This window comes from Candidatus Paceibacterota bacterium (genome assembly GCA_041661265.1).
In the GTDB taxonomy this organism is placed as follows: Bacteria; Patescibacteriota; Minisyncoccia; order JAHIHE01; family JAGLIN01; genus JBAZUT01.
On sequence record JBAZUT010000001.1, the window covers coordinates 1 to 16,287 of the forward strand.

11 protein-coding genes are annotated in these 16,287 nt (G+C 46.9%); 5 read left to right on the plus strand and 6 right to left on the minus strand.

Annotated features, from left to right (window positions below; translation table 11 throughout):
* The 6 genes from WC788_00005 to WC788_00030 all read right to left on the minus strand — a co-directional run.
* A partial coding sequence (locus WC788_00005; protein MFA6095992.1) for a fibronectin type III domain-containing protein occupies positions 1–9,352 on the minus strand: 9,352 nt, incomplete at its 3' end.
* A 196-nt stretch (positions 9,353–9,548) separates the two neighbouring features.
* Positions 9,549–10,034 carry a flavodoxin gene (locus WC788_00010; protein MFA6095993.1) on the minus strand — a complete coding sequence of 162 codons (486 nt, stop codon included), beginning with the start codon at positions 10,032–10,034 and terminating at the stop codon, positions 9,549–9,551.
* A 120-nt stretch (positions 10,035–10,154) separates the two neighbouring features.
* A complete protein-coding gene (locus WC788_00015; GenBank protein ID MFA6095994.1) occupies positions 10,155–10,334 on the minus strand; it encodes a hypothetical protein in 180 nt (59 codons plus the stop codon).
* Between the two features lie 10 nt (positions 10,335–10,344).
* Entirely contained in the window at positions 10,345–10,932 is a 588-nt protein-coding gene (locus WC788_00020) for a TetR/AcrR family transcriptional regulator (GenBank protein ID MFA6095995.1), read from the minus strand.
* Positions 10,933–10,987: 55 nt separating this feature from the next.
* The gene (locus WC788_00025) at positions 10,988–11,149 is read right to left on the minus strand and encodes a hypothetical protein (GenBank protein MFA6095996.1); all 162 of its coding nucleotides are present in this window, start codon (positions 11,147–11,149) and stop codon (positions 10,988–10,990) included.
* Between the two features lie 99 nt (positions 11,150–11,248).
* A complete protein-coding gene (locus WC788_00030; GenBank protein MFA6095997.1) occupies positions 11,249–11,686 on the minus strand; it encodes an NUDIX domain-containing protein in 438 nt (145 codons plus the stop codon).
* 226 nt (positions 11,687–11,912) lie between these two features.
* Here WC788_00030 and WC788_00035 point away from each other — a divergent pair, with 226 nt between their 5' ends.
* The 5 genes from WC788_00035 to WC788_00055 all read left to right on the plus strand — a co-directional run bounded on the left by WC788_00035 (position 11,913) and on the right by WC788_00055 (position 16,270).
* A complete protein-coding gene (locus WC788_00035; protein ID MFA6095998.1) occupies positions 11,913–13,223 on the plus strand; it encodes a ferric reductase-like transmembrane domain-containing protein in 1,311 nt (436 codons plus the stop codon).
* Between the two features lie 4 nt (positions 13,224–13,227).
* Positions 13,228–14,079, plus strand: a complete 852-nt coding sequence (locus tag WC788_00040) for a cytochrome b5 domain-containing protein (protein ID MFA6095999.1) — start codon at positions 13,228–13,230, stop codon at positions 14,077–14,079.
* A 201-nt stretch (positions 14,080–14,280) separates the two neighbouring features.
* The gene (locus WC788_00045; protein MFA6096000.1) at positions 14,281–15,093 is read left to right on the plus strand and encodes a hypothetical protein; all 813 of its coding nucleotides are present in this window, start codon (positions 14,281–14,283) and stop codon (positions 15,091–15,093) included.
* Between the two features lie 207 nt (positions 15,094–15,300).
* Entirely contained in the window at positions 15,301–15,663 is a 363-nt protein-coding gene (locus WC788_00050) for a hypothetical protein (protein ID MFA6096001.1), read from the plus strand.
* A 193-nt stretch (positions 15,664–15,856) separates the two neighbouring features.
* Positions 15,857–16,270 (plus strand): hypothetical protein, encoded by a 414-nt coding sequence (locus WC788_00055; protein MFA6096002.1) that lies wholly within the window; start codon positions 15,857–15,859, stop codon positions 16,268–16,270.
* Positions 16,271–16,287 lie beyond the last annotated feature (17 nt).

Sequence of the window (16,287 nt, forward strand, 5' to 3'; positions counted from 1 at the left end):
TTTGGATCTCTTGTGCCAGGTCTCCCTGCTTCTCTTCTTCCGTCTTCTGTTCTTCGGGGGTGAGATCCTCTATGGCCAGGGTCTTGAAAGTGAGGTTGTCGCTCTGGGCGAGATTGCCGGAGGAATCTTTGGATGAAACTTTATAATTATACAGTTTATCCCCCTCAAGTTGATAGAGTATAATGGTATGCGTTTTGAGACTATCCTCATGCATTCCTGCAATACTGCCATATTTATTGTCAGCTCCATAACTTACGATCGAATCTGATTTCTCATTCGTCTCCCAGCTCACTGTGGCGGAAGTTGCAGTGATCTCTGCGATCTTGATGCCGGAGATCGTAGGGGGAGTGGTGTCTATGGAGATCGAGGAACCCCCTCCGCAAGAAACGGTGGGACATTCAACAACGGTTCCGGCCGTGGTATTGAATGAGTATTCTTCGCTTGTGGCGGGATTTCCGGAAGCGTCAACGCTTTTTGCCCGGAAATAATATGTAGTGCTGGCAGAGAGGCCGGAAAGCGAAACGCTATGGATCAAAACCCTTTCCGTTGAATTTCCCTTGGAGGAAGAATATCCATCGGTGGTGACGCTTGTAACGGTTCCGAAGTATATGTTGGAATCGGAGCTTTCGGTCGTTGACCAGGTTACAATAGCGGTGGAAGAAGTGACGGAGGTCACTGCAGGGCTCTGGGAGAAAATGGGAGGAGCGGTATCGGTTGAGGCTTCGGTAGTGAAAGTGCCGACTGCGGTTGCAACCTGATCCCCGTTCCTTGATCTCGCCTGGTAATTGTGAAGCTTGGAAGGAGCGAGCCCGGACAGCGTTATGCTGTGGTCCGTGGTGCTGTTCTTGGTTATATCCCCTTTCTCCAGCGGATAAGCGGGAGTCGATCCCGTCTCTCCGTAGGCAATGACGGTATCGGAAACAATATCCGTCGTCCAGGATATGGCAAATGACGTGGCTGATATCCTTGTTGCTGTCGGGCCTGCCGTTATGAAAGGCTGCGTTCCGAGCGCCGCCGTATCGGTCGTAAAGGTGTAAGTCGCATCAAGGTCTCCTTTGCTGTCAGAGTTTCCGGAAGAATCAAAAGACTTGACCCTGTAATAATATTTCGTTCCGGGAGTGAGGCCCACCAATATTACGGAATGGTTGCTGGCGCCGTTCGTATATACAGGCTCCGAGTCTCCCTGGGTCTTGGTGTAGGTTGCAGAGCTCAATGTTCCCGTGTCCGGACCGAAATCCACCAAAGATGATGACGCTTCGGTCGTATCCCAGGTTATGGTGGCTGATATGGTTTCGCTTCCCGTTGTAAGCACATCAACAACAGAGTTCGCGGTTATGGTCGGAACTCCGGAATCTCTGGCTTCGGGAATAATGACAGTGAGAATATTCGATAAGCCTGATTCATTGGGGATCTCATCTGAAACCTTGATCGCGAAGTAATATGTGCCTGCAGCCAATCCGGCAACGGTCATACCTTCCGCTGTTCCCGCTATCTGGGGATTGGGCTCATTGTCTATTTGGGTGGCCGTGCCCCAATTCGTATCGTCTATGGTTGCGGTTGAATACCTGAGGTCATAGCCGGTAGCAGTTCCTGTGCCTGTGTTATCTCCCGTTGAAGTCCAGGAGAATGCCACATGATCAGGCTTGAGGTTGTCAGACTGAGGAGATTTGATCGCAAGATCGGTAATGGCGGAGGGGGAAACAATATCGGAAGTTGTCGTAAAATAGTAGCTTGCTCCGTTGACTTCCTTAAGATTTCCAAAAACATCCCTTGCTTTCAAAGAATAATAATATTTGGTGTTTGAAGTCAGCCCTTCAAGCGTGACCTTTCCTGAAACTCCCGACGAGAACATGGAAGGATTGGTCGATTCTTTATTAATGAAGCTTAGAGGAAGAGTGTCTGACGCTTCATAGGCAACCGAAAGAAGGACGCTTCCGCTCGAATCCGTTCCTGAAAAAACGAGAGATGCGGTATTATCGGTTATCTCCACGACATCATCATTTAAACTATGCGAAGCGGGACTTGATCCTCTTGCAATGCCGGATATTGTATCGGCAGTATTATTCTTGGACGTATAGGAAATGTGCTCATCCCCTATCTGGATCGTGCCCGAGCTTCCCATAAGATCGGTTGAGGTGAGAGAAATATCCGAAGTACTGGAATTATCAAGAGCCTGATTCAATTTGATGCCATAGGCTATCGTCGGATCGGTCGTATCTGTCTGGTCTCCGGCAGTCTCAAATTGGAGATATGGAGAAACATTCGGATAGGTTTTTGTGTTGGGAGTTGCAGCAGCATCCGCAGAGACGACCTGATAGTTATAGAACCTTCCGGAGGCCAGATTGGCATCAATAATGACATAATGTTCGGTAACTTTCTCGGTCTGCGTTGCTGTTGAAAATCCGGTTGCGGGATCCACAGTAAAATCATCCAGTGTGGATTCAACGTATTTCACTTGTGAAGTGGAAGCCTCGTCCGTCCTCCAATAGACAGTGGCATTGGTTCTCCCCGGAGTGACCGTAGGACCCAATGTTATGCTTGGCTCTTGGATATCCGGAACCTGAGCATTGGTTGTAAAAGTGTGATATGGATCGGTCGGAGGATTGAGGGGATGCTCCATGAGATTTCCCGCGCCATCCGCGGAAAGCACCTGGTATTCATAAGCTGAATCCGATGTCAGGCTGGATAAAGCGACTGTGTGCAGATAGTCCGAACCGGGAGTAACCTCCGTTACAAAAGCAGCATCGTCTTTGTTTACGGAGCCGGCAATGGAAAATTCAGCCGCACCGATTCTGTATTTAACCAGAGAATATGATCTTTCATTTGTGTTCCAAGTGATCGTGGCCGAGTTTGTCGATCCGGAGCTTACGCCATCCGGAGCGGGACCGGAGATCAGAACCGGCTTCGTGCTGTCCGGATCAGTGGAAGTGCCGAACTGCAAAAAGGGAGCGGCGGAAGGAGAGGTTGCAGTGTTCGGCGTTGCGGCATTATCGGAAAATATCACCTGATAATTATAGAACTTGCCGGAGGAAAGATTGGTGTTTATTATCACATAATGCTCGGTAACTTTTTCAGTTTGCAGGGCCGTAGAGAATCCTCCTGCGGGATCAACCGTAAAATCATTTTCGGTCGATTCGATATAGTTTACCATGGAATCCGATACCTCATTCGTCTGCCAATAGATAGTGGCAGTATCTCTTCCCGGAACAACGGTGGGTCCCGAAGTCACAGAAGGAGAAGTGCTTGTGGTAGAAAAAGTATAATAGGGATCGGTCGGAGGATTATTGGGACTCTTCATAAGAAGGCCCGCCGCGTCCGCAGAAAGAACCTGATATTCATATTGCGTTCCCTCTGCAAGTCCCGTGATATCGACCGTATGGCTGAAATTGACCGAACTGATCTCCTGCACGAAATTGACATCATCCTTATCGACTGAGCCTGCAATAAAGAAAGGAGAAGTTCCTGCTTTTCTGTATTTCACGATGGAATATGATCTTTCATCCGTATACCAAGTTATTCTTGCAGAAGTATTGCTATTATTCGAATCAACAGGAAGAGGAGAAATGAGGCGCGGAGGAGTCGTGTCTCCGATTGGCGTCTCTCCGATGCTGGATCCGTCGGGTCGGGCGGAAACTACCGAGGAATATATGGAAATGCCGTCGGCATCTTCGGCAGTTACTCTGTAGTAATAGTCAGTCGTGCTGTTTAAGGTTCCGGGAGTGGCGCTGTCCGCGCAATTTCCGTCTCCCTCGTCGTAGCAATAATTGGTTGAGCCGCTATTGATCGTGACAAAGGGAGACAACCCATAGTCGGCGCCATCGGTAGAGCGCCACACGTTATATTTGGTCGCACCCGACACTATCTCCCACCAGACAACAAGGCTGTAATCGGAATTAGGAACAACTGTTATGTCGGACTTGTTCATCCCTTTCGGATTGGCGGGTATGGTCACAAACTTTATCGTCGGATTTTCGTTATTGAAATTATCCTTGGCCTGAAAGCATACAGTAGCTATATTGGTTGCATCAAAAGAAAGAGTCCAGACTCTGGTGGCGGAAATAGCTTCCCAGCCGGTAGCGGAAGGATCGCTGGCAAGATCGGTGGCACAAGTTGAACCATCGATATTGGAAGCATTGGCGAAGCGGACATATTTCGTGGAGCTCTCAGTGAGAGAGATATCCGTAAGCTTATACCCCGAAGCATTGGCATTGATCTTGAAAGGAGGAGTCGCATAGACCGGTATCACGGTATCCACGGCAAAATTGGAGCTATCCGCTGTTCCGACCTGCCCCCCTCCGTTTGCATCGTTCAAAGCTATGCGGACTTTGACATTACTCAGATATATTCTTGAGTTGAGATCAGACGCCGGATCAAGAGTAAGACCGGAAGTGACAATGGGGTTTTCCGTGTATGAAACTCCAGTGACATCCCCTTTTACGGTTGCGCTCAGAGCATAGACCCATACTGTGGTCGGGACCGTCTCATGGGCTACGGCAAGGGTTGTATATCCCACTTCCGGCCACTTGCCCCTTCCCGTTGTCACAGTAAGAACGCCTCCACTATTAGAATCATAGTATATCACCTCGTCCTCGATCATAATGTATCCGGAAGTTTTTAGAACCGAATTGGGATCGCTCACGCTGACATTGCCTGAAGCCAGAACTCCGGCAGTCGTTGTAACTCCGGCATCATAGAAATATTGGATATTGACAGTACCTCCATCCTTGTCTCCGGGCGAGTCGGATAGTCCCGATTCCTCAAAATCAGAGATCTGATAAGAACCGACTACGATCTTTCCAATGTTGCTCGGACTTGCATCGCTGTTCTGGCTCGCAGTGATCGTGTTTTTCACGCAATCTCCGGTCACATCATCAGTAACCCCGACACAAGGCGGAGTGTTTCTTACATAGAGGACGGAAGCATCGGAAAGCACCGGAGTTTGAGACCCGTCAGTCGATTCCAGCCAAGCCTTATATTGCATCCACTGATCATTCGCACCTGCGCTCTGGGTCGAATTTATGGTTTCTCCGGATGAAGTTGTTTCGTAATAGGTCTGCGTTCCTCCTCCGCCGTCGCAGTTCGTCGCGTCCCCCGGACCGCACCAGGATGCCGTTGTGAGCCCCGCCTTGGATGCTGCAGTCCTGATCCTGAATTTGAGATTCGTTCCCGCCGGTTTCTCTCCGAGATTTCCCGACTGAGCATTCCAGGAAAAAGTATTGAGCATGGAAGCGGGGCTTCCTGTATCATAAGGAGAAGAAACCAGAGTCTGAGGAGACACACCGGTATCGGGATAGTGAGTATAGTAAACCTTGAGATCGGAGAAAGTGGGTGTCGATACGCCATCGGAAGAGGTCATGGTTACTTCATATTGAAAATAGCGATGGCCGGCAACCATGGAGCTCAGAGCGCTCAATGCTGAGCTGCTGGCGCCAGCGGTCATAGCAATGCTCTGAGCAATACCGCTAAAAGCGGTTTCGCCTGAACAGGCAGAATCGTCGCAAGAGCGGACTTTGACGGTCATTCCGGTATTCGAAGGAATAGCTGTAGCCGCCGACCACTCGGCAAGACCCCAAGAAAGATCTTTCTGTCCGGTATCGATGATCTGGGAAGTGAAAGTGCCGGAAGAATAATATCCTATGGAAGTAGAATAATAATTTGGTGTCGGTATGGTACCGCTAAAAGAACCGTATTTAGCATATGTTCTTCCTTCACCGCCATTCCCACCGGAATAACTACCTGTTCCTCCGCCTGCTCCGCCTACGCCGCCATTAGCGCCTATACTACCGCTATCAGTGATATTTTGAGCTGTAATAATCAAAGAACCGCCTGCGCCTGCTCCGCCACCACCACCTTTATCCAAAGAAGAAACAGCCGCATTACCTCCATTATTTCCATTGGAATTTATTGAACTACCGGCAGAAATTACTAAATTATTAGAATAAATTACAACTACTCCTCCGCCTTTACCGCCTGCTCCACCAGATGAAGCGGCCCAAGCACAACCACCCGCTCCTGCACCACCAGCCCCGCCACCACCGCCAAAATATGCGCGCGTATTTAGTGTTGAGGAACCAGCGCCGCTAGCAGTTCTTCCATCATTTCCACCACCACCACCACCACCACCCACAATATTACCACCACTACTGCCACCTGTCCCGCCATTGGAATTTGAACCAACGGATCCAGTACTAAAACCAGCCCCACCACTACCTGGAGAACCGTTACCACCTCCTCCTCCACCGCCGCCTTTTGAAGAGTTACTTCCTGAAGTAGCCACACCGCCACCGCCACCGCCATTCCCTAAAGTTCCATCCCCGCCTACTCGCGTTCCACTCCAAACAGAACCACCGCCGCCGCCGCCACCATTGAGACTATTACCCGTGCTAGCACACAAGCCTCCGCTTCCTCCGGTGCCATTATAAGATTCGCCTCCAGCTGACCCGCTAGCAGCACTAGCCGCGGCCGCTCCACTAAAACCTAAACCATTGGCATTAATCCCATTAGCTGCACCTACCGTGACCGTACCAGTTGCCCGAAAAGCCAACACTCCGCCTTTAGTGCCGTTCCAGGCTGTCGAAATAAGCGATGCTCCGGAACTAATCGTGACATCCGTATAATTCGGAACACGCTGAACCATTGTCTTCTGTGTCGTACTATCGCCAAATGTATAGCTAAGAGCGGAGTCTAAGGTAAGCGTGTTGGTATTAATGGCAGTTATCGTCCTAAACTCGTAATTACCAGTGTTACTATAATCGCTGGACGTCCCCTTGAGGTTTATGATCATTATTTCATCATTAACAGCCAGGCCTGTTGGCGTTGAAGACAGCGTAACGGTTGTTGCCCCCGAGTTGATCGTCCCAGTTGTGGAAAAATTAACCGCACTCAGAACCGTGTTCAGCGATGAAACGACCAATGCGCCATCCGCGCCATCTCCTGATCCATAATCATAATTTAATTTTATATCATTTGCATTCACTGTCACATTATTCCAGGTGCTCTCATAATAAATCTTCACTTCGCTTAAAGTCGGGGTCGCGCTGAGATCGGTTTTAGAATTCAAAGTAGCTCTATATTGAATATATCGTTTATTGTTTAAATTATAAAGGGAACCTCCGTTTGTCACCGATGCAAATGATCCGTCTGAGCAATTGGAATTGGCGCAAGATCGCACTTCCATTGTGACCGACGATCCGCCTCCGACAGTTGAGCTGTTGTCGGTCCATGCAATTTTTCCAAAATTCTGATTCACACCCATATCAAATATGCGGGAAGTGAAAGTGCCGGATGAATTGTATAACAAAGATGCGGCATAATAATTCGGACTCGGCGCCGTACCGCTGATGGAAGCATATTTAGCATAGGTTCTTCCTCCTCCTCCCGCCCCTCCCGCATAGCCCGATGTGATGGTCCCGCCACTACCGCCATTGGACGTGATGCTTCCGCTATTACTCAGGTTTGGCGTAAGAATAATAATTGATCCGCCAGCTCCGCCACCGCCGCCGCCTGAATACTGTTGAGAATTAATTGTGCCATTTGTGCCATTTGTGCCATTTGCAGAAATAGAAAAACCTGTCGGAATCGTAATTTGCCGGGCAAAAATTGCTATAATTCCTCCTCCTTTTCCCCCTCCTCCACCGTTTATCCCGCCGCCTGCACAAGTTGTAGAATTTTGACGTGCGCCTCCTCCAGCCGCGCCGCCGCCGCCAAAAATCGCTTTCCTGTAAAGATTAGACGAACCGGTACCATCCGCGGTTAAACCATCATTGCCGCCGCCGCCGCCGCCGCCGCCTAATGCATAAGTTGCGCTATTTCCTCCACCGCCGCCATTAAGAACTCCTCCGTCAACACCATTATTTCCGCCATATCCCAAAGATCCAGCTGAACCTCCTCCTCCTCCTCCTCCTCCGCCGCCCTTTGTGGTACTTGAAGAGCCTCTTAGTGCGCCGCCGCCGCCGCCGCCGCCAACACCGGCGAGTCCGCCTGCTCCTATATATAAAGTACCATAAACACCTCCCCCTCCTCCACCACCCTGTCCGGAATTTCCATCAGTAAGAGAAGTCCCCCCGCTTCCTCCCGTGCCGTTATACGACTCGCCGCCTCCCGCATTTACACCGCAATTTCCTCCGGCTCCTCCCGCAAAGCCTAAAGCATTGGCATTGATCCCATTGGCAGCATTTACTGTTACTGTTCCAGTCGATCTAAAAGCCAATACGCCCCCCTTGGTGCCATCCCAGGTCGAGGGGATGAGAGATGCGCCGGAATTGATCGTAACATCAGTATAATTCGGCACCCGCTGAACCATTATTTTTTGCGTGGTACTGTCGCCATAGGTATAGCTAAGCGCGGAATTTAAAGTGAGAGTGTTGGTATTTATCGCAGTTATCGTTTTAAATTCATAATTACCCGCATTGCCAGAATCCGCAGAAGTACCCTTAAGATTGATTATTATGATCTCATCATTAACAGCCAGGCCTGTTGGCGTTGCAGATAAAGTGACAGCAGTCGCTCCGGCGCTGATCGTACCAGTGGTGGAAAAATTAACTGCACTCAGAACCGTGTTCAACGATGAAACGACCAATGCGCCATCCGCGCCAGTGCCGCCGCCATAATCATAGTCAAGCTTTACGCCGCTCAAAATTTGCACCTTGCCAGACTCCGGAGTTCCTAAATTAAAATTCTCATCAGTCGAATCGGTGGAAAGAGCGGACTTTCCGTTAAATTGCGTATCCGCGGTTTCTTCCACGTTTTCGCTTACGACAGAAAGCTTCAATACTTTATCTTCATTAGGCTGGCCCGAGTTGAGGACGATCGAATCGATGGAGTCCTTGCTCTCATAGGTAGCCCATCCTGTTTTGTTGGAAGCATGAGTCGGATAGCAGACCGAGCCGTCCCACGTTCCATTGACCGCAGTGCATTCTCCGGCATTGGCGGGAGGAGCTATGTCCCAGCCCGCCTGTATCCATGAATTCGTGGCCGCCCTTCCGCTTGGCTTGCCGGGCATAAAAAAATACAGCACGGAACTCGTGACTATCGTGCTTACCAGGATCATAATAAAAGCGGTCTTGCTTAGAAATCTGACTTTTCTTTCCATCTTTTTATATTGACAGAAAGAATTATTACAGAATATCACCGATTCTTTTCCAAGCTTGGAAAAGATGAGAAAATTTTCTGCGCTATCGCCAAAAAGAAGGCAGATAAATCTTACAACCAACCTTGCAGCCTCCAGAGAGTATAGCTTCAGAGAGTCAAAAAACATCAGAACTTTGTTCCCTTCTGTTTTCGACTGCTCTATTTCCTTCCTGATCCTGTCTGTGAGCAATATTATCTTTTCATACAAAGCAAGAAGCCTCATTTTTTTGTTTTGTTATATGCACCTCAGGAATAACAATTAGCTCTATTTATTAACTACAATATATCAGCAAGAAGATGCCTTCTGTTTTTTTTATTTGGGTAACTCATAATAGAATTATACAATAAATTGCAAAATATAACAAATAGGCGTGCTAGTCCACCTCATATTGCATCAAGTAACCAGGTGCAAAGACATATCATGCAAGCGACTCATCTATTTTTTTGGCCCAATCCATGGCCTTTTTCGCATTTTCATCCTTGTTTTTCAGAACATCGACAAAATCCGCCTCACCGATAAATTCATTCCCTTTCAGTTCTTTTTTCATATCTTCCAGCGCTCTTTTCATCCCTCCGCTATGAGAGCAGAACGGTGCTATTTTCTTTCCGGAAAGTTTTGCTTTCGAAAAAAAAGTTCCGATGGGAGGAGAGAACGTGAAAGACCAGACAGGAGTGCCGATAATGATCGCATCATAATCGCCGGGATCCACGGAGAAAGGAAAAAGTTCCGGCTTTTCCTTCATGAACACCTGCCTTCCTCCCCAAAAATATTTCATAAATCCATTTGCGGAGATCTCCTTTTTCGGTTTCAGTTCCATGACATCTGCGCCAAGCGCTTTTGCAACAGCTTCCGCGATGAATTTGGTGTTACCCTCAAGCGAATAATAGACTACCAGTTTTTTCATATTTTTTCATTATGGATTATTAAAGCCACCGCGCGACGGCTGATCGCTGCCTGCATTTATTATAACACAAAACGCATCAAAATTGATGCGTCAAATCCAAAGTCCCAAGAAACACGATCCCTAGAACAACTTATCAAAATCTCTCGAATATTTTCCCATTTTTTCGATCATTATATCCACGATCCCGCTCTTGTAGATCTTGTCCTTATATGCCACAGTCAATGCCAGAACCGCAAGAAGAATAAAAACCATAACTATAAGCAGGTCCCTTTTCTTGTTCAAGTTTTTTCTTATCAGCATTGGCATGTCTCTATTTGAAAAATAAAGAATTGATGTGCTTGGCAATATCTTTCGATTTCAGGTTCTTTCCACCGTCCAAAATCTCTCCAAGAACGAACGTGTTGAGCATTCCAATAAGAAGATGAGTCGCCATGTTGCTCGAGATGGAATCTTTTTTTCTGAGAACGAGAACGTCCTTGACTATGGGCTCGAATTGGCCCGCTATCTCATCCTTTTTTCTGGAAATAAAATCCACGATATTCTCATCTTCCTTGGCATATTTCTCATTCGTAAGCTTTGCAAGGTCTTTTTCCTCAAGGCAAAAATCCACATAGGAAGTTATCGCCTTGCAAAATTTTTTCTGGACCGAGAAATCCCCTTCGCTTATCTTTTTTATCATGCCGGAAAATTCGCTGAAGGCTCCGTCGATCACTTCCAAATAAAGCTTCTCCTTGCTTGGAAAATGATAATAAAGCGCGGCCTTGGTCATCTCGAGAGACTTTGCGATATCCGACATCGAAACCCCGAGATAGCCGAACTTCGAAAACAGCTTTTCCGCCACATCGACTATGAGGTTTTTCGTCGGCGACGACTCTAGTTTTTCCGAATTAGGATCCATATATGTAAATTTCTTATTACCAAAAAAAGGGAGATCGGAGAATTTTATTATTCTCTCATTCTACTTCCGGCACGTTTGCCTTCTCCATCTCCGCAATTCTGCGTTCTACTACTCCCATAAATTCTTGCTGCGTCCTGGCTGCTTTTACTTCCGGCTCATTGAAGAACTCGGACATTTCTGCAACCAACGTTGTGAATCTGTCTATTCCTTGGAACATTTCTTTCCTCTTTTTTTGTTTTACTTACTTACCGTTCGGTAAGTAGCTATTATCATCGTACACCCCGGACATTATCTGTCAAGGCAAAATATGAGTGAATTATTCGAATTTCTTGTAAAAAAAGCCATTAAGATAGCATTCTATGCTTCTTTCGCTTGCATCAAAATGGGGCATGGGAATGTTCTTTGGGTCCGCCCAGATCCATCCCTCGCATTTCTCGGGTTCCATGATCCGTGGTTCTCCTGAGAAATCTTTAGCCAGAAGGACAACGGAAATATAGTGCACTCCTTCGTTCCTGTATGTTTTCAAATTATTCGTTACGGCGATCACTTCCGGATGCGAGATATCCATTCCGGTCTCTTCCTTGATCTCCCGAATGGCGCAATCCTCGAACGTTTCCCCGGCCTCAAGCCGCCCTCCGGGGATCGAAAAGAACGGCGCATGGCTCCCCTTTCTTTTCCCAAAAAGAACGTTTCCATCTTTGTTGATTATAATGACGCCAATGCCGACGCCGGGCCTCGGTTTATCTTTTTTCATAATAAAAAAGTTACGATTTATTATTGTCCATAAAGGATATGCTTTAATATTATCAAAGTTCCGGCTTTGTTTCAAATTACCGCCGGAAATAAGGATCACATCCGCATTGTAATACTATTACGGCATGTTCCGTCTTTACCTTGAGTGGATAAGATCAGCATTTACGGAATGCCTGAATCATCGATAGATGCTATAATCATATCATTGCCGAAAGATAAAAATAAATATGAACGCAATGGCGCAAAAAAACACAGCGTGGATGGTGATTTTGTTCATGACAATTCTGCCTGTTTTGAGATGGGCCCAGATCTCCCCCCTGGAATACAGATTCCTGGATTTTGGCGCGACCATGGGAAGTGCCGGACAAATTACTGCGCTCATGGGCATGGTCTTGTTTTCCATAAATCTCATTCTCTCCGGAAGGTTCAAGGTTCTCGATAGATCCATGCACGGACTTGTTGATGTTTACAACAAGCACCACATCGTCGGCGCGATCTCCTTTTCCCTACTCTTGTTCCATCCCCTGTTTCTGGCTCTGAGATTTATGCCCATATCTCTCCGGGAGGCGGCGCTATTCCTTCTTCCCGGTCAGAACCAGGCTATAAACTACGGCATAATCTCGCTCCTCCTTTTTATCCTGCTTATAGTATTCACTTTTTTTGCCTCTCTAGGATACAAGCGCTGGAAAATTTCGCACACCTTTATGATCCTGGTCGCTTTCTTCGCGATCCTGCATTCATTCAGGACGACAAGCGATGTATCACGGGATCCATTGTTGAGATCTTATATATTAGGATTGGCTTTCATTGGGTTTGCTTCTGCGTTCTATCAGGCATTTCTCAGCAAATTCATCCGGAAAAAATATATTTACGTCGTGGAAAAAGTATCCAAAGTCGGTCCGGGGATCGTCGAGATCGAAATGTCTCCGAAGAACAGACGGATGACCTTTGAAGCGGGACAATTCATTTTCATCCGTTTTTCAAGCAAGATCGTCGGAAACGAGGTCCACCCGTTCTCCATTTCTTCGGGAGAGGACGATCCGAATTTGTCCGTATCGATAAAATCACTTGGAGATTTCACAAAAAATGCCGCCGGCATCGAGATCGGAAGCGAGGCGGCGATCGAAGGACCATATGGCAAATTTTCACGCAGGAATTCTGCGAGCAAAGATCAGATCTGGGTGGCGGGCGGGATCGGCATCACTCCGTTCCTCAGCATGGCGAGAAGCCTGAAGGATGACGATTATAGGATAGATCTTTTCTACAGCGTGAAAAGCGTTGAGGAGGCGGCATTTCTGAACGAACTCGAAGAGATCTCAAGGTCTCATCCCGGATTCAAAGTGATAAGCTGGATCTCCAACGACAAAGGATTCCTCAGCTGCAACGCGATCTCGGAAATAAGCCTGAATTTTTCGGATAAAGACATATTTCTCTGCGGCCCCCCTGTTTTCATGGAATGCATCCATGCTCAGCTTATTGGCCTTGACATTCCGGAATCAAGGATCCACTGGGAAATTTTTAATTTTTCTCCAAAATAAAACTATGAAAAAATTAGTAGGCGTTTCGCTCTTTGTTTTTTGGGCATTTGTTGCGGCGATCCTGACCGCAGGACTTGTCTTTTATCAGAACAATAAAAATTCTCCGGCTGGAAATTCCGTCCTCCCCTCCGGAGCAAGCGACCCGGTCCAGGAAGAACAAATAACGCTTGATGCGGCCGAGATCGCAAAACACGGATCGACCCAGGACTGCTGGCTTCTGATAAACAGCAAAGTTTACAATGTTACAACCTATCTTGGAACCCATGCGGGCGGAGTGGCGACCATCGCTCCCTATTGCGGAAAGGAAGCGACCCAGGCCTTTGCCACAAAAGAGACGGGATCCTCCCATTCTTCATATGCGAATGAGCTTCTTGCTTCGTATTACGTCGGAGATCTGAATCAAAAGATCGGCGCGCCTCAACCCGGACAGAATACGCAAAACGCGAACACGCCTCCCCCGCCGCAACCAAATCCCTCCGCCGCAGATCCGGCTCCGAAACCTCCGCCGCCCCCGGTCAGTCAGACGTCTCTCAATGCCGCCGAGATCGCAAAGCATAATTCAACGGGCGACTGCTGGATAATTATCAGCAGCAAAGTGTACAACGTCACAAGCTATCTTCAAGCGCATCCGGGCGGAGTCGGAACAATCTCTCCTTATTGCGGACAAGATGCAACCCAGGCATTCCAGGGAAAAGGGCATTCTTCTTATGCAGACAGCCTGCTTGCTTCATATTACATCGGATCATTGAATCAGACCGTTGACACTCCCGTAATACAGCAGAATGTCCAAAACACCAACAACACTCCTCCTCCGATCAACATACGAGGAGACGATGACGATGACAATGACGATTAAAGATACGCCACGCACTGCAAAAACACATACGACTTATGTGTTTTTTATTGACTAGAACCGGTTTTATGCCAAATGCGAGGATTGACTTTAAATTGGATATATGCTAAAATAGCATGTTATCGGTTATTTTACAACTCCCGATAATGCCAGTTGCATGGTTTAATGCAACGAAATGCACATTTATATGCAGGAGAGAAAAATATGTATCTGAAGAAATATACAGAAATACTGAAAAGATTACGAAACGATCCTATGATAAATCCGTCAGCCGGAGATATCGCGAAGCTATGTCCGCACCTGGCCGCAGAGGAAATAGAGAGAATGTTCAATCAAAGCGATACTATGTTCATCGCCTGTCCGAGCTTAAAGGTTCGGGGCGCATTCCAGATCATCTATCTTGAACCGGCCGCAAAGAATCAACCCGTGACGCTCAGATGGGGCCATACGGGCAAGATCAATTATGCTCCGGAATATCCATATACGGCGGAAGCGATTAAATTTGCCGAAGATAACTGGGGAAAATATCTGATCGATGATAGCTGGTCGGAAGTCGCCGAAGTGAGGATAATGGATCCGACAGATCTCGTATATGGCGAGCTCTATCCGGGAGGCGCTCCTAAAAATGTAATGACCATTATCGCCATCATGAGCCAAAGAAGCGAAGTGATGTCCCGCGACCATTCGCGTCCGAGAAACAAATTGTTCGATGAAGCGATCATCGAAATGTCCACCGATCCTCTGATATCAGAAGAACTGAAAGACGGACGCCACCCGTACACATATTATTTTTGCGGATTTTGCGGATCGGGATTCGAACCTTCATATTGTCCCGGATGTGACAACGGATTTGAGGGAGGCTACTTTGAAGATCGTGCTTCAAGAATGGCTCTGCCGCCAAAATTGGCGGAGTTTGCCAGACAGAATGGACACGTCTTTAAAAAAGACCCCAAGATAGCCCTGGAGAAGGAATTGAAAGGATTCAGAGAAAACAAGTATTATTATTGGAGAAAGTAAAGCGGCGATATTTTTTGCCGCGATATAAATGCCAGTTGCAACGAACAGCTGGCATCTTTTAATTATCATTCAAATTTCAATCGCACAGAAAATATGCAGGATAAACTGCTTGACAAATCATGTTTGATGTAATATAATGCATCGTTTCAAGCTGAAATACAGACATCAGAAGCTTGCAAACGAAAAGATATATCAGGAGAGATTATTATGGATATGAATCCAATATTGCACATAGTATATGCGATCTTGATCGCCGCAGGTTTTATCACGATGATGTGGTCCTGGGCGTCCAGCGAGGGCGAACGCATTTCTGATGAACAAAGAAAGTTTTACGGACGCACATTCCTGGCAGGTGCCGGTCTAATATGTGTCACAGTGGTATATATCTACCCTGCAGCTTTGGGTGTTATAATCACAATAGCATCATTAGTCGGGCTTGCATGGTTCATGACAAACTACCATATGAATAAAGATACGGAAGAGCGCCGCCGGATAGACAGCGCGATAATAACAAGATGCCACGCAGCGATAACAGAAATAAACCAAAGAAATAAAGCAACAAAGGGATGAAAGAGCATCCTCTTTTTTTATCTTAATAGATCACATTCGTGTTTGAGAGAAACCGTTTCAACTCATTGAATAATTCGATGGCTTGACAAATTACGTTTATTACAATAGAATGCGATGTTTCAGGCTGGAATATAAATATTACTGGCTTGTGAACAAAACAAATGTTTACTGGGATAAACAAGGGAGAAAAAATATGGCAGTTCAAATGTCTATACAAATTAATGTGAAAGAGCCGGAAGAGATGAGCAGACTTTCCCGAGCAGCTGAGACACGATCGTGGACATATAGTGATTGGCAGGCCATCGAAGAAGCAGAAAAACATTATGAAGAAGAGATCATAGAAGCCATAAAAAGAAAAATGGAAACCGTCATAGTGATTCCAGAAAGTGAAAATGTACTTATCTACAGACAGCAAGTCATTAGCGAAGACAAGGAACGGTCCTTGGAAGACGCACTAGACTTCATGGTAAACATGGCATCAAGATCAGGACGAAAAGTTTTGAGCCACAGTGTGGCCTATGAACCAAAAATCAATGATCCGCTTTCAGGCTGGGATTCAGCGCCAAAATATTTCTATTGTATCACCATGATCCTCGCTCCAAAATAAAAAACATCGAAAACCGC